Consider the following 19,851-nt stretch of genomic DNA (forward strand, 5'->3'; position numbering starts at 1 on the left):
ATATAACAATATCGACAAGCTTTGAGTTTTCTTATTTTTTAATCCGCTGAGAATACCGTTTGTTTTGCCATTTTCCCAATACGATCAATAATGCACCAATGGCGATGAAAACCAAGGTCACTCCAAAGCTGTTCAAAAGAACCCTGTCCATTCCCAATTCGGAAACATTTACAAAGGGATATGGATAAAACCCAGAAAATGAACCATGCCACAACGTATAAAAAAGATAGACTAATGGGAAGATCAACCAATAAAAAATATGATTCCAACGGATTGCTCCCTTGTCCAGAAAACGCCACCAAAAAAGAAAAAAACTCAAAGGAGTGACCACATGCAATAATTCGTCAACCACCATTGATAAACCCTGTGGATGCGACAGGAAGCGAAGTATACCATTGTAGATTATACCGACAATAAGAATATATAGTGTTACAGCCGTAATGGTTTCGGGTTTAGTAAAAAATAGCCCGATTCGACTTTTCGACCAACAAACAGAAAAAAAACAGCATAACAGAACCATTACATTACTCAGAATCGTAAAATAACTAAAAAACTGAACAATATAGTCCATGCGGCCAAGCTTAGAGACAAGAGCGCTTAATACAAATTGCCCAACGACTGCAAATAAGGTAATCAAACCAATGCTACCAGCAAAAACCGATTTTAATGACTTTTGAGTCTCCATATTACGAGTGGTCTATACAATACTAAATATAAAAAATTCAGCTGCCTTTTGGAATTTTAAATGACCAATTTCCTCGCTACCCTGTTGAGAATCTGAATCCAGATTGTAAATAATGGCGACGAATTGTAAATGAATTCAGTTTCCTTACTTACAATTATTATTTTTACTGGATATAAAGGATGGATACATGATAACAATAGCTATTATCGAAGATGAACCTGCAGTGCGCAAAGAGATCAGCTATTTGGTCCAGCAGGAAACCGATGTTGAACTTGTTGGCTGGAGCGATACGGTGACAAATGCGGTAAAATTGATTGAAGAAAAACAGCCCGATGTCATACTTATGGATATCCAGCTCCGTGATGGTACAGCATTCGATATTTTAAAAAAGCTAACTGTAATTCCACAGAATATTATTTTCATTACTGCCTACAATCACTTCGCAATCAAAGCCATCAAATATGGCGCTTTGGATTATCTCTTAAAACCCGTTGATCAAACCGAGTTGAACGAAGCACTGGAACGCTATCGGCGCAAAAGAGAAAACAATCCGCAATGGATGCAGCGTTTATCAATGGCGCATGAGGCATTGCATGCCAGTGAGCTACCCGAAAGCATTGCATTGGCGTCGATTCACAATGTACGTATCGTCCCCGTTCATAATATTGTATACTGTAAGGGCGATGGTCCTTATACTTTTTTCTTTTTGAATGATGGCACTAAAGAGTTAATCTCCAAGCCCCTCAAATATTATGAAGAATTATTGCCTCAACCCTACTTCTTACGCACGCATCAATCTTATCTTGTCAACAGATCGCATATTTCTGGCGTCAATCGTTCCGAATATATTGTCTTAAAGAACAAAGAGGAAATTCCAATTTCATCACGCCGGAAAAACTCGATCTTAAATCAGCTCTTTCCAGAAAAATGAGATCACTGAACCGCATTTTCGTTGGGCTCTTATTGTCCTTATTTTTTATCGCCTGTAGCAGAAAACAAAACTCTTTTTCGCCAGATCGCGAAACTATTGCTGCACAGATCAAAGCGCTCGAAGACCTAAAGTTAAATCCAACAAATGGGGATTCCATCAGGAGAATCTGGCTACAATTAGACCGCAATTCTACTGTAAAAAAAGACACTGTACTCGCCGCCCGTGTAAAATATTACCTGGCACGACTATACGCCATGAGCGATCAGGATTCGGCTCTTTTTTTTGTCAAACAAGCGCTTGAACTCATCGAACCAACAACTGGAAATGCAAAATACAAAGCACTTATCTACAATGGCATAGGAAACATCCGCAGTATCGAAGCCAAGCAACGTGAAGCAGGCTATTATTATAACAAAGCAGCCACCATTGTTTTGTCGGATACCGCGGCAGGACTGTCAACCGAAGCAAAATCAGCGATATTGCTATCCGCAGCACAAAACAATCTGAGCGCCTTCCAGTATAACCTCGCCGAAAAAATGAATCGATCAGTGTTACCACTAATTGATTCGCTACCAGAAGGACATATTAATCGGCAACGTGTTCTGGTACAAATGATACAGACGCTCAACACCCTACAAAGACCTGCAGCAGATATTGCCCCCTATCTTCATAGACTCGAAGAATTGCACGCTAAAAATCCAGATAAATACAACATTAGTTTTCTGTACGATTCCAAAATCCAGTACTATGAAACTGCAAAAAAACCGGATTCCATTTTACATTATGAATTGCTTAAAATAGCAATCGATGAACGTTTGCACCAACAGACAGCATCCTCCATATTGATGAACAATTTATTCGTCGACTACAGTAATGTTGCCGCTATCTATGTTTCATTATATAAGCCGACATTGGGAGAAAAATTCATCCAAAAAGCCGGCAAACTGAAAGCGCAATTTCCCAAATTAATCTTTCCCAACAACGAAATTACATTTCAGAACAGTCTTGCAGCCGTATACCGCTTGCAAGGAAAAGATAAAGCAGCAATTGATGTATTGAATCACCTTGTTCAATTACAAAGGGGGATTTACCAATCGGAGAATACACAAGCGATCGCGGAAATGAATGCCCTATATCAACTCCAGGCCAAAGATCAGTCTATTCGTATACTGAACGAAAATATCAAGATCAATAAACTTCAGTTACAACAAAATCGCTTGTGGCTAATCATTTCCTCCTTGGCGGTTATTTTATTGATCATCGTACTTTTCTTCCTGTATTACAGTTTTCGCCAGCGGCGTTTCAGACAGGAGAAAGAAAAGGTCTTATTGCAGCAACAGCTATTGCGCACACAGATGGAACCGCATTTCATTTTCAACACCCTTTCGGCTGTACAAAGCTTCATGCGCCTGGATAAAAAAGAAAATGCCATTAAATATTTAAACCGTTTTAGTCGACTATTACGTAGCAATCTCGAGTTAAGCCGTGAAAACCTTGTTCCACTAAATGAGGAATTGGAGACCTTAGAAAACTATCTGATTCTGCAGCAAATGCGTTTTGAGGATGCTTTCCATTACCATATCACACAACCTGAAGACCAAGATCTGAGTGCGGTCATGCTGCCGCCAATGCTAATACAACCCTATGTTGAAAATGCAATTCTGCATGGCATAGACTTCGAAACGGGTAATGGGAACATTGATATCCAATTTGAGTTGTCGGCAGATATCCTACAGGTGCGAATTGAAGATAGCGGAAAAGACAGCCCCGACCTTCCTGAAGTTTCACATCGTTCGCTTTCAGGAACGATCAGCCGAGAACGCATGCAATTGTTAGGCAAAAAAGCAAGTGTACAGATCACCAAATCCCCAACTGCCGGCACCACGGTTACACTCCACATCCCTGTGACCTATTAACGATTGCCATGCTAACACTATTTTCCTCGCAACTTGCAGAAAACCAGATAAATTAATTATATTCGTGTATAAACCAACGAAATAGCGTTTTGAGCACAATTTTCAAATTTATAGTCGCATAATTTAGCCTCACAAACCACAGGCTAATTATTCTTTTCTTCGGATAAACCTATCCGAACAGGTTTTTATTTCACCCTATTATTCGCGGTATTACTAGTTTAAGTCTGTGATTTATGCTCATTCAGCATGTAAAATACCTGACCCATTCTTCGCAATATCGTCGATAATATCAAACTCTTACAAAGAATATTAAGCGCGACTATAACTCATGCAAAAAGAATATACCTGGGAGATAAAAGCAGATAGCACTCCCCTTCTCAAAAGATCTTGCAGCCATTGTGATAGTGATAGATTCTACTGCAGTGAAAAGTTCAGAATGAATGCACAGAAAAAAAATACAAGACCCGAATCCATCAACAAGGAATTGTTCCATAAATTTCAGGAAAACAATAGAGCGTTGGCATGGGAATATGCTTTTTCCGCAGCAATCAGGAAAAAGAATCAGGTTGAGCCTGATTTAGCTGCTGTCACCTATAACATACAATATGAAGAGCTGTCCATGCCAGATTTAAACCTAATGAATACAGATAGCTTATTCTTCAAAGTGATCTATCCTTTCGGTTTTCAGCTGAAACTAGCCACTGTTATTCGTACCTGTTTAAAACTATCATCAAAGCAGCTCGATAGACTGATTGTCCTGCAGGCAATTACCGTTCAGGGGAAATTTCTAGAAAAGAAACATCGTGTCAAACACGCTACTGTTGTGGAGATATCATCCGAAACACTGAAACATATCCTCCAATAAACAGACGGCGAGCACCCCTAAATTGCTCGCCGTCTAAATTAACTAACACAAACTAAATGTCTCATTGTGGGTTTCCCCCTAAACATTGACCTACTGTTATTTTTGTCTCAGCTTGTCCGCAAGAATTTTCATATAAAAACCTCCAACAACACTACGCGCCTTAAAGTTCTCACGGATACCAGTAGTGGAATCATAGAAATCGTTTAAAGGAACACGAGATCCTGTTTGAATCGAATGATTATATACCGGTTTCACCAATGCTTCAAATGCCTCTCTCGATGGAGCAAATGACGCTGTCCAAAGGATCCAGTCATTTTTCGTATAGGCTTTGCGGCTATCCAATGGTATCCCGAATCTATTTTGCTTCGTCAGGTAATATTTGATTTCAGTATCATACACTTTTTGAGGAAACAAATTCAATTCCAAGACTTTGTCCCAGATCAAATTATATTTTTGACTCCAGGTATTTTTATCATCAAATGTCAGGGCATAATGATCGCCAGCATCTGCCATTTCCATCCATTTTGGAACCATTTCTTCGGCAATTGCACGATATTTTTTTGCTGTGGCTGTTTCACCGATTGTCTCAGCGAGCTGCGCATAACAAGCAATACCTACGATCGCTTTAACAGATAAATTTGCATTTCGTGCAAGGTGACCAGCAAAATCATCCGTACATAGCTGTGTTTTAGGGTCAAAACCGTCTTTAACAAGATAATCTACCCAGGTGGTCAGCGTTTTCCAATGTTTTTTCGCATAATCTCCGTTCCCCTGCACTTTCGTGATTGCAGCGGTTAAAATAATCATATTGCCCGACTCCTCCACTGGCATAGGTTCGCCATACGTTTGGCCATTGGCCAATGGATAAGTACCCAGATCGTGCGCCGCCCAAGGATAAGGGTATTGCCCGCTTTCGCTAAAATAAAAGATTCCGCTCAACATTCCCTTTAACAGCTCAGGATTATAAATTAAATATAATGGCGCTGATGGATAGGTAACATCGACCGTATTGATAAAGCCGCCACTGTTATTTTCTTTGGAAAGCCATAGCAGTTCATTTTGTGGACTTTTTACCAAAGTATGTGCTGCAATACTTTGGCGATAAGCAAGAACGTTCAGGTGTGCATATTCTTTTCCGCCCGATTTTACTGCATCAGCATAGACAGCTTTATCGAATGCCACACATTTATCGAGCACACTGCGATACTCGTCTGCCGCCAGCGTCAACTGATTTTCAATCGTTTCCTGGCCGGAATTGTTCCACCAGGGTCTTAGATTATTTTTAAAATACTGAATCGCATAAATTTCATCATAACCTAATTCAACAAAGCGCTCCTCCGCCTTCGATCCTACATTGCCAAATGGAATGATCGTGTTCAGCGCAAGTGAAGTACCTTTTAAACTTTTTGCGGTTGTCACGGTTCCCTTTCTAAAGGCATCTACGGCACCTGCCATAGGACTTAAAAACTGCTGTGCCTTATCTTTCTTTGGCGAAGCGACATAAAAATAGCCCCAGTCAATCCGCATATCGTCGGCACCTTTCTGCAAGATGGGCTGTTCGACGGTTCCGGCTTTCAGTACCGCCAATTTTTCGGTCTCATATTTCTCTGCGGTCACTTCCTGCGAAGGTTTATATACCGCGATATTTGATGCCGCACTTAGAAACACTTTGACAGCATGCTGCTTGCCATCGTTTGCTTTTACATTGTACGTGATATAGCTTACAGGTCTAGCCAATAAATTTAGATCGTCCATAAGCAAAGGCGACGTAAAAGTCAATTTTAGATCCACTTTACCCGCCTGAAAATTATAGACCGTACGCGTGGCAGTTATTTCCACATCTTTCTGTATTGCCGTCTGCACCTTCGGACCACGCTCTTTAAGTCTGTCAACCAGACCAAAATCCAGATAACGGCCGCCTGCAGTATTCTTCAAATGGATGGCAATCGTATTTTGCCCGACTTTCAAATTAGCCTTATCGATCGGTAAATAGTGAAAGCTATTTGTCCAGCCTGTTTTTTCATAGACTTTCTTTCCGTTCAAAAATACTTCCACATTATCATCATGATTCAGTTTCAGAAACAGTTCATTAATGTTCTGCGGATTAGCAACAGTAAACTCACGCCGTACCCAGATATCGTCCGATTTCCAAAGAGTTTTCACCTGCTTTTCATCGTCACCAATAGGGGCAACACCCGATTTCCAGCCCTCCGCTTTATAAGCGGCAGACTGCCAGTCCCCTTGTGGCTTGGATTCTGAATAATGTATTGTATAAGATTTATCTTCGGCAGTTGGCAGAATAACCGCATAATTAGGTTCCTCTTTACCAAGAAAACGATAGATATGACCATCAACATTAATTAAGCCTAACAACGAATGATCAGCTTCAGTCCAGTGTTTCGTTGTAGATGCATTCAGCTGATCCGTCATCGACCATATACTAAAATTAGGATTATGCGTAATCAATGGATAAGCCGGAGCTTTCCTTTCTTGGGCTTGCACATGTAAAAAGGTAGAAACACAGGCGACGAGACAACAAAGGCCTATTTTCCCAACTTTATTCATGGCATAAATAGATTTTTGAAAAGGTTTAATCATATTTTTTGGATAAAATTAGCTATACAGTTTTTTGGCATTGAGCTTATGCCCAATCGTTTTAACAAAGAAAGTGGGAATAAATTAAATTCAGCTGTCGCATCGTATCATTTTATATTCAATTTATATCATATTTAACACTTGGTTAGGTAATAGAGATAATTATTATCTTTGGAAACCTGTCCGATTGTTCTTCGCATCATGACCTGCAAACATCGGCTTCAATTTTATCCGCAAAACGATGAGAAGTATTTACATTTTTTTCCTGATTACCCTATCTTGTCTTTTCTCAACAAGCACACAGCTTTATGCACAAGAGACAGATTCAGTCAATAAAAAAGAAATGGGATTAAGTTCCCTGCTGAACGAAATTAGACAGCAGCAAATTAATGATTCTCTCGAACGCGTAAAACTCCAGAACGAAATTGCCGATCTCAAAAGTCAAAATAGTCCTAAAAAGGAGAACTTAAAACAACAGCTCAATGAGTTTGATGAAGAAAATAACATTCGGCAGCAGCAATTGAAAATTAGAGTAGACTCTATCAAAAAAAACACAAAAAGATATGCTGTTGTCCCATTTAATGATACGCTATTCTATATCTATAATAAACTGGGATCATCATTAGCCAAAGACCGGGCTTACAATGTAGTCAGCCGGATCCATAATCTATATGAAGATGATTTTGTGAAAGTAGATTCATTTAAAATCGAAAATAACGAAATCAGTACAGACATTGTTTACAAAGATCTCGTGATCACTTCCGTCACAGAACTCGATGCACTTCTGGAAGGGAAAAGCAAAGAAGAGATTGCGACAAACTACCTAAAAAGAATTCAGGATTCAATCACAACGGAACGTGCAGATAACAGCATTACAAAACTTCTTACCCGTATTGGACTTGTATTTCTCATTCTCGTCGTTTTTTCAATATTGATTTTATTGATAAACAAATTGAAAAAATATGGTACGCAACGTATATTGACGGAAAGAACACAACGGATCAAAGATATTAAGATCAAAAATTACGTACTTGTTACTTCTGTACAAAAAACGCGTATGTTTATTAATGCAATTAATATCTTGCGCTGGGCATTAATTATCCTAATTGCCTTTATTATGCTGCCGATTGTCTTTAGTGTTTTCCCTTTTACACAGAGCTGGGCATCCAACCTCATTGGACTCTTCACAAAACCTTTGAAGACAGCAGTTCTGGCGATCTGGGACTATATTCCAAATCTGATTACTGTATTTGTCATACTAGTTGTCATGCGTTATGCCGTTCGATTCGTAAAATACATATTTAGCGAAATCGACAAAGGGAAATTGGAGGTCAATGGTTTTCATCGTGATTTTGCCATGCCAACTTTCACCATTGTCCGCTTTCTGCTTCAGGCTTTCACACTCGTGCTTATTTTCCCTTATTTACCCGGCGCCAATTCGGACATCTTTAAAGGAATATCCGTATTTATTGGCGTCTTGTTCTCTTTAGGATCATCGTCTGCAATATCCAACATCATAGCTGGTTTAGTGATCACTTATATGCGCCCTTTTCGTATCGGGGACCGCATCACTATTGCTGATAAAACTGGGGTTGTTATTGAAAAGTCACCGCTGGTAACGAGACTTAGAACAATAAAAAATGAAGAAATCACCATCCCCAACTCGTCGGTACTTTCCGGAAATACGGTCAATTATTCAACCTTCTCGGAAGACGGAATTTGTTTCCAGGTAGAATTAACAGTCGGTTATGAAGAACCTTGGCAGCGTATACACGAGTTGTTGCTAAACATTCCACCTCGAATAAAACGTGTAAACCTTAACCCAGCGCCGTTTGTCTTACAAAAAAAACTAGATGACTTTTATGTGTTGTATGAACTCAATGTCTATATCGCTAAATCTGCAGAAATTGAACTGGCAAAATCAGAGATTTTTCAATCGATCCTTGATGACTTCTTAGCTGCGGGAATTGAAATGAATGGGCCACATATATTTGCCAAAGTGGATCACGTCCAGCAATACAATCCAAAAATGAGCAACAATTAGTCTGCATTTTTTAAATAAGAGATTCAGTAAAGACTACCACTCAGGTTATTTTAGCTTTCCATAAAAACGTGGTACTTAAAAGATAAAAGGAGCGCAAAAAAAATTGATTATCAGCAAAATGAAGTAAACACCTGAAAGACTCAAAGCATAAAAGATGAAAGATTCAAAACATAAATAAGCTCCTCTGCTTTGAGGCCATCGGGCCAAAGAACCTCCTGTGAATGTGAATACCTGAAATTAAACGACTGATTTGCTGCCTTGGAGGCTTCATTTCCAACCCGATGGGACACGGTAACCCGAACGCATCCTTGGGCTGCTGCCCAGGCAATACGCGCCCTATAAAAAAGGCCGGACAAACCTTTACCCCTATGGGCTTCCTGAATAAAGGAAGCTATCAAAATCGCGTTTGATTCATCCGCTCTATCCAATACAACACCCGTTAGTCCGACTAAAGTTCCAAGATCATACAAGCCGAACATCGCACATTTGGGATTTTCAAGCAAAGCTATCCACTCCTCATCACTGTAGGCAGATTCCTTCTGATAATTGCTCCCGAAAACCTCCGGAGTAGAAAATAATGCCTCTAGCCTGATCTTCTTATACGATTGCCAATCTTCTATTCCAAAATGCCTCAGCTCATAGTTTTCCATATGCAACAAATTACGTGATCTTTTAACGTAAATATAGTTAAGAAAGCACAACATACTGCCACTGGACTATCTGCTTTATTCAATTTGGACTAGCTTTCTCCAAGCTATTGGCCGTAATTTTGAACTAAATCAAGAAATAGTTATTTGCATGTATGTACCCAAACATTTCCAATTCGAAGGCTATGCCGAGAAGATTGCATTTATGCAACAATATAGCTTTGCGACCATCGTATCGATAAAAAATAGCATTCCGATAGCAACACAACTTCCCTTCCATATCCGTATGGACAAAGACCAGCTGATTTTGACATCACACTTCGCCCGCGCCAACGAACAAGCAGATTATATCGAAAATTCACCATCACTGGTTATATTCTCCGAACCTCATGCCTATATTTCTCCGCAGCACTACGACAAAGTGGAAAGCGTGCCAACCTGGGATTACATCGCAGTACATGCCTATGGTCTTGCATCAATCCTAACAGACGAACAGGCAAAAAACAAAGTATTGGAGCAGATGATCCTCAGTTATGATGAAGCCTATCTGACACAATGGAATGAACTCTCCGATCGATTTAAAAGTGGAATGATGCGGGGTATTGTCGCATTTGAACTTGTCGTGACGGATTTGCAGGGACAAAAAAAATTAAGTCAAAATAAAAGCGAAACAGAAAGACAGCGGATCAGTGATTTTTTGGAAAATAGCAATAGAACGCACGAACGCGATATTGCAGCATCGATGAAAAATCAATCCCACGAATGAATAAAAAATGAAAAAAAATAACATCGACATCAACATCACAAAAGTAAAACTAACAGATATTGACCTTCTGCAGGAAATAGGAAAAAAAACCTTTGTCCAGACTTTTTCGGATACGAATACCGAAGACAATATGAAGGCTTATCTGGCTGAAGGTTTTTCAAGGGAAAAATTATTGTCTGAACTCTGTAACGACGAATCGGAATTTTACTTTGCCGCAGCGGAAAATAAGATTGTCGGTTATCTGAAAGTAAATACGGGCCAGGCCCAGACCGAACAGCAATCCTCACAAGCGCTAGAAATTGAACGTATCTATGTATTACAGGAATTTCATGGAAGAAAAGTAGGACAATTATTGTATGAAAAAGCACTCAGCCTGGCACAGCGGAAAGAAGCCCCATTTGTTTGGCTGGGTGTCTGGGAGAAGAATCTCCGTGCAATCAATTTCTATCAGAAAAATGGTTTTGTCGCATTTGATCAACATATTTTTCAATTAGGTGATGATAAGCAAACAGATGTCCTGATGAAAAAAATAGTACAGCCCTACCATGAATGAGATGATTACCGAAAATATACGCATTATTCAACAGCGTATAGACAAAGCCTGCAAGACACATAATCGAAATCCACAGGACGTAAAATTATTGCTGGCAACCAAAACCGTTCCCGCCGAACGTATTGAAATTGCATTGCGCACAGGACAAACATTGATTGCCGAGAATAAAGTACAGGAACTGAAAGACAAATTTGAGTATTTAAATACCATTCCCCATGTCAATCATTTTATTGGACATCTGCAAACCAATAAAATCAAAGATATCCTCAAATACAATGTATCCTGCATTCATTCGATAGACCGTTTCGATCTTGCTGAAAAATTGCATCAGCGACTTTTAAAGGAAAATAAAACTATGGAAGTACTTATTCAGGTGAATACCTCCTTCGAAGACAGTAAATACGGAGTTTCCCCCACGGAGGTGCTTGACCTCGTTCGGCAAATTGCCACATTAAACACGCTGCAGATTAAAGGGTTGATGACAATAGGTCTCCTGAGTGCTGAAGCCAAAAAAATACGACAGTGCTTCCAATTGCTCAAACATATTCAACAAGAAATCATAGCTTTACATATCCCTCAGGTATCGATGGAAGAATTGTCAATGGGCATGGGCGGCGATTTAGAAATAGCAATAGCAGAAGGAGCAACAATTGTCCGAGTGGGCACGGCAATTTTTGGACAGCGTCCTACAGCAGATAGTTATTACTGGAATGAGAACCTATAACATAAAAACCAATGCGGATACATTTTATACAACACGAAGTTTTTGAAGCACCCGGTGCCTATTTAACCTGGGCAGAAAAACAGCAACATTCAGTTACTTTCTCCCATGTTTATCAACAGGATCACCTTCCAAAAGAAATAGATTCCATCGATGTGTTGATCATTATGGGCGGACCTCAAAGCCCAGATTCATCCCCGTCCGAATACCCTTATTTTGACGCTAAGGCCGAAATCGCTTTTATCCGCCGATGTATTGATGCAGGAAAGGCGGTTGTTGGTATATGTCTGGGCGCACAATTGATTGGCGAAGCGCTGTCGGCAACGTACAGACATAGTCCGCAAAAAGAAATTGGAGTTTTCCCCATCACGCTCACAGAGGAAGGAATAAACGACAGCAAAATAGCACATTTTGGCAGCTCATTACCGGTCGGACATTGGCACAACGATATGCCTGGACTTACCCCGGAAAGTAAAATCTTAGCAAGCAGCGTCGGCTGCCCTAGACAAATTGTTCGCTATACTAATCTCGTCTACGGATTTCAATGCCATATGGAACTCACACCTGAAGTCGTCCGGCTTTTGATAGCTACAGAAGATGATCTCTTTCTTCAAAGCCAATCGCTCCAATTTGTGCAATCACCTGAAGAAATTCAGGCTTATGATTACAGCGAAATGAACAGCAAACTTCATACATTTTTAGATTTACTTGAATATGCATACACGAGAAGTCTAATAAATAAATGAAGCGTATCTGTCTAAACGGGAGCGTAAAAACTTACAAAGCTAATTCATTCATTGGATAAAAAATAGTAGATTTGGTGCAACACAAAAAAACTATTGATGAACCTAAGACGCAGTCAACTTTTAAAAATCGGCTATCTAGCCCTTCTGGTACTTCTCCTACATGCCTGTGTTTCCCAAAAAGAAAACAAAAACTTCACTTGGTATCAACATCAGGTTATCGAGCAGCTTGTTCCGGAAACTGATTCCAGTTATAGAGTTCAAATTGGTATTATGGCTGCGACCTTCTGGCTAGACAATCAAGATGGTCAACTGGCGAAAAAATTGAACCTCCTGCAACAGAGCTACACGCAACGAAATAAAGTCGATGTCGCTGTTCAGCAAGGTACCAACAAAATCATTCGCGTCACTAAATCAGAATAAAACAAGCTTATTCAAGGCAACACAAATGATTTTGGTACCCACCAATACTTCAATTATAGTTCATATCTTCCGCCTGTACACATCATCCACTACATGATATTCTTTGCTATCTTTTCAATACGGTCCTTACAGACCACATTGTAAATTAAGCGATTTTATTCATTAATATAATTTGAGGCGCTTCCTGCAATTTTTCACCGGCAACTTTTCCGAATGCAACAATATAAGGTTGTTGATTATGCGCATCCAAGCCCGCCTGATCTTCCCATATTTCATAAAATATAAACTGGTTTTCATCATTGTTTACCTGGTGCAGATCGTACTGTATACAAGCTTCTTCCTTTCTACTTGCTTCGACCATTTCTAACAATAATGCCAATACTTCTTCCCGATGTGCAGGAACTGCCTTTAAAATTGCGGTTAAATATACCTTCATGTTATTGATTTTTATTTTGGTAATTTACTCTTTTCATCGCAATAACGCCATGGATAAAGCGATTTATCGATCAATAAATTTTTAGTTCAACGTAGTTTCCAAATGGAAGACCTCTTCCAAATATTGTTTATATTCCTTTTCGTAGTTGTCGACACGTTCTTGAGACGCCCCCTTCTCCATATCATGAAAATGGAAACTGCCTATACGCTCCAACCCGGCAAACTGATTCATCTTGTGAAAACCGAATAAAACTCCTTCATCAACAGAATGCTGATCGAAAAACTCATTTTCTAATGTAAATGCAGTGTCAGGAGCATTCCAGCTCGAAGTCACCATGTATTTTTTACCATGCATCAAACCTCCTGTACCATAGTTAATGGCCGGATTCTTACGTGAACGACCATCATTTTTATAGATACCGTTGTTGTGACCCGCCGTAAAAACTTCATCGATATAGAGCTTCAGACGGTTCGGAACCTGAAACCACCATACAGGGAAATGGTAAACGATAATGTCTGCCCATTTAAAATTTTCAACTTCAACCATTGGATCAAAATCATCGTTGATATTGGTTACCCTTGTTTCAAGTCCATTTTCAGCCAATGTTTCAACAGTCCAATTTGTTATTGTGGTATTGAAAGAACCACCCGAGTGTGCGAATTTCTGTCCGCCGTTGATAATAAATATTTTCATTTCTATAATTTTTCTTATTGATAACACAAATTTCTATCATATTTTTAAATCATACAAATAATTTAAATTGTATATTTGTATCATAAAAATAATAACTATGAAATGGAACTTAGAATGGCTTCGTACATTTAAGGCAATCTATGAGACCGGAACGTTATCTGCGGCTGCACAGGAATTGTTTATTTCTCAACCTGGAGTCAGCCTACATCTGAATTCCCTGGAAGCCTTTACCGGCCACAAGCTTTTTGATCGATCTGCGCGAAGAATGGTGCCGACCGAAAAGGGGAAAATCTTGTACAACTATGTTATTGACCCGCTTAAAAAACTAGAAACCGGTGAACAACATTTTCACAAGCGTGCATTGGACGAACGTGTTACAATTAGTATCGGAATGTGTTTTGAGACCTTTCAATACACGCTGGAAGAACATATTGCGCAGCTCCCTTTCAATTTAATTATAAAATTTGGAGAATATCCTCAGATGCAGCAGGATCTTGATAATGGTTTATTGGACCTTATTATTACGCCTCAAAAAGGAAACCAACAGAATTTACAATACGAAGCTTTCTCAAAAGAGCGTATTGTCTTGATTGCAGGTTGTCAGACCGACACATCCACACTTGAGTCACTGCTGAGCGACAATAAAATTAAGGAGGCAGCTCAACTCCTAAAAAAACAATTGTGGTATAGCACGGCTGCCGATATGGATCATTTAAAAAACTATTGGTCGACACATTTTGGCGAACATCCGGACTTCAGTCCCAATTATATCGTCCCAAATATCAGTTCAATCATACGCTGCTTAAGCAACAATACTGGCTTTTCCATTGTTCCCGACTTCCTATGTGCCGAAGCACTTGCATCTGGAAAAATAAAACTAATCTGGGAAGGGACTTCTCCCGTGGAGAATATACTTTACTTTGGAACGAGAAAGAAGACCATGTATCAGGAAGAAATCGGTCAATTGGAAACGCTGTTAAAAGAGAAATGGTAGATCACCGGTCAATTTCTTGCCGATAGCCCGATTTCCGCTATTGATGCAGCATTTTGCTTAAAAATTCGGGCGTAACACCAATATATGCAGCAACTTGTTTCTGCGGAAGACAGTCGATCAATGTAGGATAACGTGTACAGAACTTTTCGTAACGTTCTTTGGCAGCTAGACGGAGATTCTCCATCGATCGACTTTGATAATAAACCAACGCATTTTCGGCAAGTATCCGAAAATAGACATTCAGTTTCGGAATCTCCTGATAGAGCCGATGCAGATCTACTTTGGAAATCATCCATACCTCAGATTCAAATACCGCATCAATGTATAGGTTGCCCGGTTTTCCGGTTACCAAACTATACATATCGCCAATCCACCAACCTTCGGGAGCAAACTGTTGAATATACTGAAAGCCGTTTTCATCCACACAATAACTTCTTAGACAACCCGAAGCGACAAAAAGAGCATACCTGCTCAGATCGCCCTCCAACAGTAAATATTGTTTCTTCTTCACTTTTTTGGATTTCACAACAGCCAATAGGCGTACGATTTCATCTTCCGTGAGGTCGATCTCTTTCTGAATACTGTCCAACAATAGCTGTTTGTCCATAAATTAAAAGATGATACACAACAAACATAGATAAATTGATTTTTGTATCCAAAAAAATAGACAAGCAGCGCCTTTTCTACGAAGGGGATACGCTTAGCTCTTCTAAAAGAAATACGTTTTGTTCTTCGCCGAAAAGACGCATAGGATACTTATATATTTACAGATGGCCGCCCCGAAGCAATGGTATGCGCTTCCTTCAAGACCTCTGAATAAGTAGGATGTGCATACGACACCCTCGACATGCTATCGGCGGTGATTTCATATTCCAAGCCCAAAACACCTTGAGCGATCAGATCGGCGGCACGTGCTCCAATTATATGAACTCCCAATAGTTCGCCATATTTTGGATCTGCTAACACCTTTACAAAACCTTGCGTTTCCATCCCTGCGCGGGCACGGGCATTTGCGGAAAACGGGAATTTCCCAATCGTATACGTTATACCCTTTGCTTTGAGCTCCTCTTCTGTTGCGCCAACGGAAGCCACTTCGGGCCAGGTATAAACCACACTTGGGATCCGATCGTAATGTACCTTTGGTTTTTGGCCGTCCATGTGTTCGACAACAAAGATTGCTTCTTCTTCAGCTTTATGAGCCAGCATTGCCCCGCCGATCACATCACCAATAGCATAAATGTGGGGAACGGCCGTCTGTAACTGCTCGTTGGTAACGATCATACCTCTGGCGTCTAGTTGAACAGCTGTATTCTCCAAACCAAGCCCCACTGTAAATGCTTTCCGTCCGACAGCGACCAAAATATAATCCGCCTGTAATTGTTGCTCCTGACCAGCTCGATCCCTAAAGAAAACGTTTGCCGCAGCGCCTATATTTTCTGTTTTATAAACAGCCTGTTCAAGCAAAATTTTAATGCCATCATGCAGCAGTATCTTTTTCAAGGCGTCCCCCAATTCATGATCCATATTGGCAAGGAGGCGATCGGCATATTCGATAATAGTGACCTCACAACCCAATCTATTGAATATGGATGCCATCTCTACCCCAATTACACCGCCACCGATAATAACGATTTTATCTGGTTTTTCTTTCAAGGACAACGCCTCTGTTGAGCTGATGATACGTTTTTTATCTATGGTTACTCCCGGAACTGTTGCTGGCTTGGAACCCGTAGCGATGATAAATTTCTTTGCGCCAAGGGAAAGCCGCTCCCCCGCCGACGTAGCAATCTCCACCGTTGAATTATCGACAAAAGAAGCCGTTCCATGGATCACTGTTACCTTATTCTTTTTCATCAGGAAATTCAGCCCCTGTGTATTTTGCAACACCACTTTATCTTTACGCGCATATAGGCGTTCAAAGTCCATCGATAGCCCCGCTACGTGAATCCCGTGTGCAGCAAAATGATGCTGTGCTTCATGATAGTGATGTGTGCTATCCAAAATTGCCTTTGTGGGAATACAGCCTACATTGGTACAGGTACCACCCAATGTATCATATTTCTCTACAAGCGCGGTTTTATACCCCAATTGGGCACTGCGAATCGCCGCAACATAGCCGCCTGGGCCAGAGCCTATAACCACTAAATCATAGTGTTCCATATATAAATTATTTTTAGTTAACTGATTAATTCACATCCAAAACAGGCCTTCCGTTTATCTCCAGAATACCTTCTTTCCAAAAACCTCTTATAAAAACCGTCCTATATGCGCCAATCATAGTATAAAATAAAATACCAAAAGGTATATTTAAAAACAATAAAATCCATCTCATTTACAGAAATTAAATAAACAAATTAAATTATACACAAATCTACAAATAAAATACCAATCAGTATATTATTACAAATAAAAAAAATAGAAGGCTATAAAATAATATAAAAGTCAATTCTAGCGAACAGGCTTTCTACGCCTTCTAAATTCAAGCTATATTTTTTAACTTGTACCTAGATTGGCACAACAAGTCAAATAGCTACTTTTAAATGAAACAGCATAACTACATCGCCACAATTACGTGGACAGGAAATCGCGGCAGCGGAACCGATCATTATAAAAACTACGAAAGAAGCCATCGCATTAGCATTGACGGCAAAGCTGAGATTGAAGGTTCTTCGGATCCAGCGTTCCTGGGAGACCCCAGCAAACACAATCCCGAAGAGCTATTGCTTGCCTCCCTGTCCTCCTGCCATATGTTATGGTACCTGCATTTCTGCTCGGTCAATAAAATTATTGTAGAAGAATATGTAGACCATGCAACAGCAATCATGCTTGAAGAAGAAAGTGGAAAAGGCCGTTTTAAAGAAGTTACGCTAAATCCTTCGGTCCGGGTAAAAGATTCAACGATGATTGCACAAGCCATTGAATTACATAAAAAAGCAGGTGAATATTGTTTTATTGCCAATTCAGTAAACTTTCCGGTCTTGCACAAGCCCAACGTCAGCATCAGCACATCCAGCTAATTGAGTGAACTTTCTTCTTCACATGAGCTATTTATTGGCTAGCCGCTCCTGTAACTCCCGACGGAAAGTAATACCGACCGGTAGGGACGTATTATTGATCTGTACCATTCCATGCTCATATTTGATCACCTTATTGATCGAAGCAATGTAGGATTTGTGGATACGGATAAACTTTGATGCCGGTACCTGTGTGAGAATTTGTTGGGTGGTGCTTGCAGTCAAAAATGTCTGACTAGGAGTGACAATTTTCACGTAATTGCCAAAGCTCTGGATAAAATCGATCTGCGATAATTTAACGTCAATAATACGACCATCCATACGTATGCTAATTGATTTGGGTTCTTCTTCCTGGGGCGACACAGCCGTGTTATAGGATAAAAAACGTTGAACAGCCTTAAAAAAACGGGGAAATGAAATAGGTTTTAACAGATAATCAACAACGCCATAATCATAACTCTCCAATGCGTATTCGGAATATGCTGTTGTCAAAATCGTTTTGGGTGGGTTATCCAGCATCTTCAGAAACTCCATCCCATTAATTTCGGGCATTTCAATATCCAGGAAGATTAAATCTACTTTGTTCTCCCGAAGAAACTCCAATGCCTCAAAAGCATTATAACATTGAGCGACCAACTGCAGATCAGTACTTCTTTCAATATAATTTACCAGTACATAATGTGCCGCAGGTTCGTCGTCAACCACGATACAGCTATTTTTATTCATTGTTTAAAGATTGATAACCAATGACACTTCATACTCCTCTTTCTTGGAATTTGTCGTTAATGTATATCGATTAGGATACAAAAGCTTTAATCGCGCTATTGTATTTTCCAAACCTATTTTCGCCGAAAAAACATTCCTTTTCTTAACAGGAACAGAATTCCGTACATGCAAATATAAGTTCCCTTTTTCAATCTTGATCGAAATATGTACAAAACAATCTTCAATACTGCAGGTTCCGTGTTTAAAAGCATTTTCTACAAAAGTAATCAATAGCATCGGCGCTATCTGATAGTTGATATCTTCTTCTTTTTGATAATCAAATTCAATTTTTGTTCGGTAACCTAATCGTTCGCGCTCCAACTCGATATAACTTGAGATAAAATCAATCTCATCATCCATCGCAACAAATTCCCGATCGCTGCTCTCCATCTGATAACGAAGAAGTTGAGAAACTTTGATGATCAATTCGGACGTACGTTCCGGATACTTCAGATTAATACCATAAATGGTGTTCAATGTATTGAATAGAAAATGTGGATTGAGCTGTTTTTTTAAATGCGATAATTGCGTCTGATTGGAAAGCAGTTCACGTCGGGTCTTCACACGCTGAAAGCGATAAAATTCAATAAATTGGATACTACCCAAGATACAGATCAATGAGCCCAATAATACGCCAAATTGATAATGGAACGTTTTCTGAACAAGATTCTTATAGAGAAAGCAATTCTTGTAGATCACGTTATCTGTTAGCTCTTTCAATATAAGTGAAAAAACCAATAGGGTTGCCACCGACGCCAGAACGTACAACAGGGGTTTATTCTTTTTGAGCAGCAAGGGCAATAAAAAAAAGCGATTCAACTGCGCATGCGCATAAAGGATCAAGAAATAGAACACGCCCATCAAAAATCCCTTCCAGCTCAGGATCAAAATCCAATCGTTCAAAGTAAAGAGGATAAACGAAAAGACCAATAGCACGACCTCCTGTATGATCTTGTTCTCCAAAACCTTTCTCATAATCCTTTTTTTGTTAAAATTCTGTTACAAAGTAAAAGTTTTATGTTTATAACAGCAGAAAAATAAATGACGAATTAAATTGGTC

The 19,851-nt window shown here is 39.7% G+C and carries 20 protein-coding genes; 11 read left to right on the forward strand and 9 right to left on the reverse strand.

Translation table 11 applies throughout. From position 1 onward, the window contains the following. Nucleotides 1-31: 31 nt before the first annotated feature. Nucleotides 32-685 carry a Pr6Pr family membrane protein gene (locus AB1Z56_RS14640; RefSeq protein WP_426789481.1) on the reverse strand — a complete coding sequence of 218 codons (654 nt, stop codon included), beginning with the start codon at nt 683-685 and terminating at the stop codon, nt 32-34. Nucleotides 686-872: 187 nt separating this feature from the next. On the opposite strand from AB1Z56_RS14640, the gene AB1Z56_RS14645 reads away from it, so the two are divergent. The 3 genes from AB1Z56_RS14645 to AB1Z56_RS14655 all read left to right on the forward strand — a co-directional run bounded on the left by AB1Z56_RS14645 (nt 873) and on the right by AB1Z56_RS14655 (nt 4,397). Then, nucleotides 873-1,616, forward strand: coding sequence for a LytR/AlgR family response regulator transcription factor (locus AB1Z56_RS14645; RefSeq protein ID WP_313264246.1), 744 nt, complete (start codon nt 873-875; stop codon nt 1,614-1,616). Beyond that, nucleotides 1,613-3,532 (forward strand): sensor histidine kinase, encoded by a 1,920-nt coding sequence (locus AB1Z56_RS14650; RefSeq protein WP_426789482.1) that lies wholly within the window; start codon nt 1,613-1,615, stop codon nt 3,530-3,532. The genes AB1Z56_RS14645 and AB1Z56_RS14650 overlap by 4 nt, the downstream gene beginning before the upstream one ends. A 436-nt stretch (nt 3,533-3,968) precedes the next feature. Continuing rightward, complete coding sequence (locus AB1Z56_RS14655) at nt 3,969-4,397, forward strand: DUF1062 domain-containing protein (protein WP_426789483.1); 429 nt, start codon at nt 3,969-3,971, stop codon at nt 4,395-4,397. Nucleotides 4,398-4,493: 96 nt separating this feature from the next. Here AB1Z56_RS14655 and AB1Z56_RS14660 read toward each other — a convergent pair whose 3' ends face one another. Beyond that, the gene (locus AB1Z56_RS14660; protein ID WP_426792395.1) at nt 4,494-6,962 is read right to left on the reverse strand and encodes a glutaminase domain-containing protein; all 2,469 of its coding nucleotides are present in this window, start codon (nt 6,960-6,962) and stop codon (nt 4,494-4,496) included. 271 nt (nt 6,963-7,233) lie between these two features. Here AB1Z56_RS14660 and AB1Z56_RS14665 point away from each other — a divergent pair, with 271 nt between their 5' ends. Beyond that, on the forward strand, nt 7,234-9,036 hold the full coding sequence (locus AB1Z56_RS14665) for a mechanosensitive ion channel domain-containing protein (protein WP_426789484.1): 1,803 nt from the start codon (nt 7,234-7,236) through the stop codon (nt 9,034-9,036). 140 nt (nt 9,037-9,176) lie between these two features. On the opposite strand, the gene AB1Z56_RS14670 is transcribed toward AB1Z56_RS14665, so the two are convergent. Next, nucleotides 9,177-9,686 (reverse strand): GNAT family N-acetyltransferase, encoded by a 510-nt coding sequence (locus AB1Z56_RS14670; protein ID WP_426789485.1) that lies wholly within the window; start codon nt 9,684-9,686, stop codon nt 9,177-9,179. 148 nt (nt 9,687-9,834) lie between these two features. Between AB1Z56_RS14670 and AB1Z56_RS14675 the strand changes: the two genes are divergently transcribed. The 5 genes from AB1Z56_RS14675 (at nt 9,835) to AB1Z56_RS14695 (ending at nt 12,889) form a co-directional block, all read left to right on the forward strand. Continuing rightward, nucleotides 9,835-10,449, forward strand: a complete 615-nt coding sequence (locus tag AB1Z56_RS14675; RefSeq protein WP_426789486.1) for an FMN-binding negative transcriptional regulator — start codon at nt 9,835-9,837, stop codon at nt 10,447-10,449. Nucleotides 10,450-10,456: 7 nt separating this feature from the next. Next, on the forward strand, nt 10,457-11,002 hold the full coding sequence (locus tag AB1Z56_RS14680; RefSeq protein ID WP_309362514.1) for a GNAT family N-acetyltransferase: 546 nt from the start codon (nt 10,457-10,459) through the stop codon (nt 11,000-11,002). Next, nucleotides 10,995-11,726, forward strand: coding sequence for a YggS family pyridoxal phosphate-dependent enzyme (locus AB1Z56_RS14685; RefSeq protein WP_426789487.1), 732 nt, complete (start codon nt 10,995-10,997; stop codon nt 11,724-11,726). Before AB1Z56_RS14680 ends, AB1Z56_RS14685 begins: the two co-directional genes overlap by 8 nt. Nucleotides 11,727-11,737: 11 nt before the next feature. After that, a complete protein-coding gene (locus tag AB1Z56_RS14690; RefSeq protein ID WP_426789488.1) occupies nt 11,738-12,469 on the forward strand; it encodes a type 1 glutamine amidotransferase in 732 nt (243 codons plus the stop codon). A 96-nt stretch (nt 12,470-12,565) separates the two neighbouring features. Continuing rightward, nucleotides 12,566-12,889 (forward strand): hypothetical protein, encoded by a 324-nt coding sequence (locus AB1Z56_RS14695; RefSeq protein WP_426789489.1) that lies wholly within the window; start codon nt 12,566-12,568, stop codon nt 12,887-12,889. Between the two features lie 145 nt (nt 12,890-13,034). On the opposite strand, the gene AB1Z56_RS14700 is transcribed toward AB1Z56_RS14695, so the two are convergent. After that, a complete protein-coding gene (locus tag AB1Z56_RS14700) occupies nt 13,035-13,325 on the reverse strand; it encodes a putative quinol monooxygenase (RefSeq protein ID WP_313264262.1) in 291 nt (96 codons plus the stop codon). A gap of 81 nt (nt 13,326-13,406) precedes the next feature. Next, nucleotides 13,407-14,018, reverse strand: a complete 612-nt coding sequence (locus AB1Z56_RS14705; protein ID WP_313264264.1) for an NAD(P)H-dependent oxidoreductase — start codon at nt 14,016-14,018, stop codon at nt 13,407-13,409. Nucleotides 14,019-14,115: 97 nt separating this feature from the next. Here AB1Z56_RS14705 and AB1Z56_RS14710 point away from each other — a divergent pair, with 97 nt between their 5' ends. Beyond that, nucleotides 14,116-15,012 carry a LysR family transcriptional regulator gene (locus AB1Z56_RS14710; RefSeq protein WP_075993836.1) on the forward strand — a complete coding sequence of 299 codons (897 nt, stop codon included), beginning with the start codon at nt 14,116-14,118 and terminating at the stop codon, nt 15,010-15,012. Nucleotides 15,013-15,049: 37 nt separating this feature from the next. Here AB1Z56_RS14710 and AB1Z56_RS14715 read toward each other — a convergent pair whose 3' ends face one another. Beyond that, a complete protein-coding gene (locus AB1Z56_RS14715; RefSeq protein ID WP_153845230.1) occupies nt 15,050-15,619 on the reverse strand; it encodes a Crp/Fnr family transcriptional regulator in 570 nt (189 codons plus the stop codon). Between the two features lie 149 nt (nt 15,620-15,768). Continuing rightward, nucleotides 15,769-17,172 (reverse strand): dihydrolipoyl dehydrogenase, encoded by a 1,404-nt coding sequence (lpdA, locus tag AB1Z56_RS14720; RefSeq protein ID WP_426789490.1) that lies wholly within the window; start codon nt 17,170-17,172, stop codon nt 15,769-15,771. Between the two features lie 380 nt (nt 17,173-17,552). Here lpdA and AB1Z56_RS14725 point away from each other — a divergent pair, with 380 nt between their 5' ends. Next, nucleotides 17,553-18,029 (forward strand): OsmC family protein, encoded by a 477-nt coding sequence (locus AB1Z56_RS14725; protein WP_426789491.1) that lies wholly within the window; start codon nt 17,553-17,555, stop codon nt 18,027-18,029. Nucleotides 18,030-18,056: 27 nt separating this feature from the next. On the opposite strand, the gene AB1Z56_RS14730 is transcribed toward AB1Z56_RS14725, so the two are convergent. Together AB1Z56_RS14730 and AB1Z56_RS14735 are read right to left on the reverse strand one after the other, a co-directional pair. Then, nucleotides 18,057-18,752 carry a LytR/AlgR family response regulator transcription factor gene (locus tag AB1Z56_RS14730; protein WP_201667452.1) on the reverse strand — a complete coding sequence of 232 codons (696 nt, stop codon included), beginning with the start codon at nt 18,750-18,752 and terminating at the stop codon, nt 18,057-18,059. A 3-nt stretch (nt 18,753-18,755) separates the two neighbouring features. Then, a complete protein-coding gene (locus AB1Z56_RS14735) occupies nt 18,756-19,766 on the reverse strand; it encodes a sensor histidine kinase (RefSeq protein ID WP_426789492.1) in 1,011 nt (336 codons plus the stop codon). Nucleotides 19,767-19,851 lie beyond the last annotated feature (85 nt).

The organism is Sphingobacterium sp. WOUb80, from assembly GCF_050058145.1.
Taxonomy (GTDB): domain Bacteria; phylum Bacteroidota; class Bacteroidia; order Sphingobacteriales; family Sphingobacteriaceae; genus Sphingobacterium.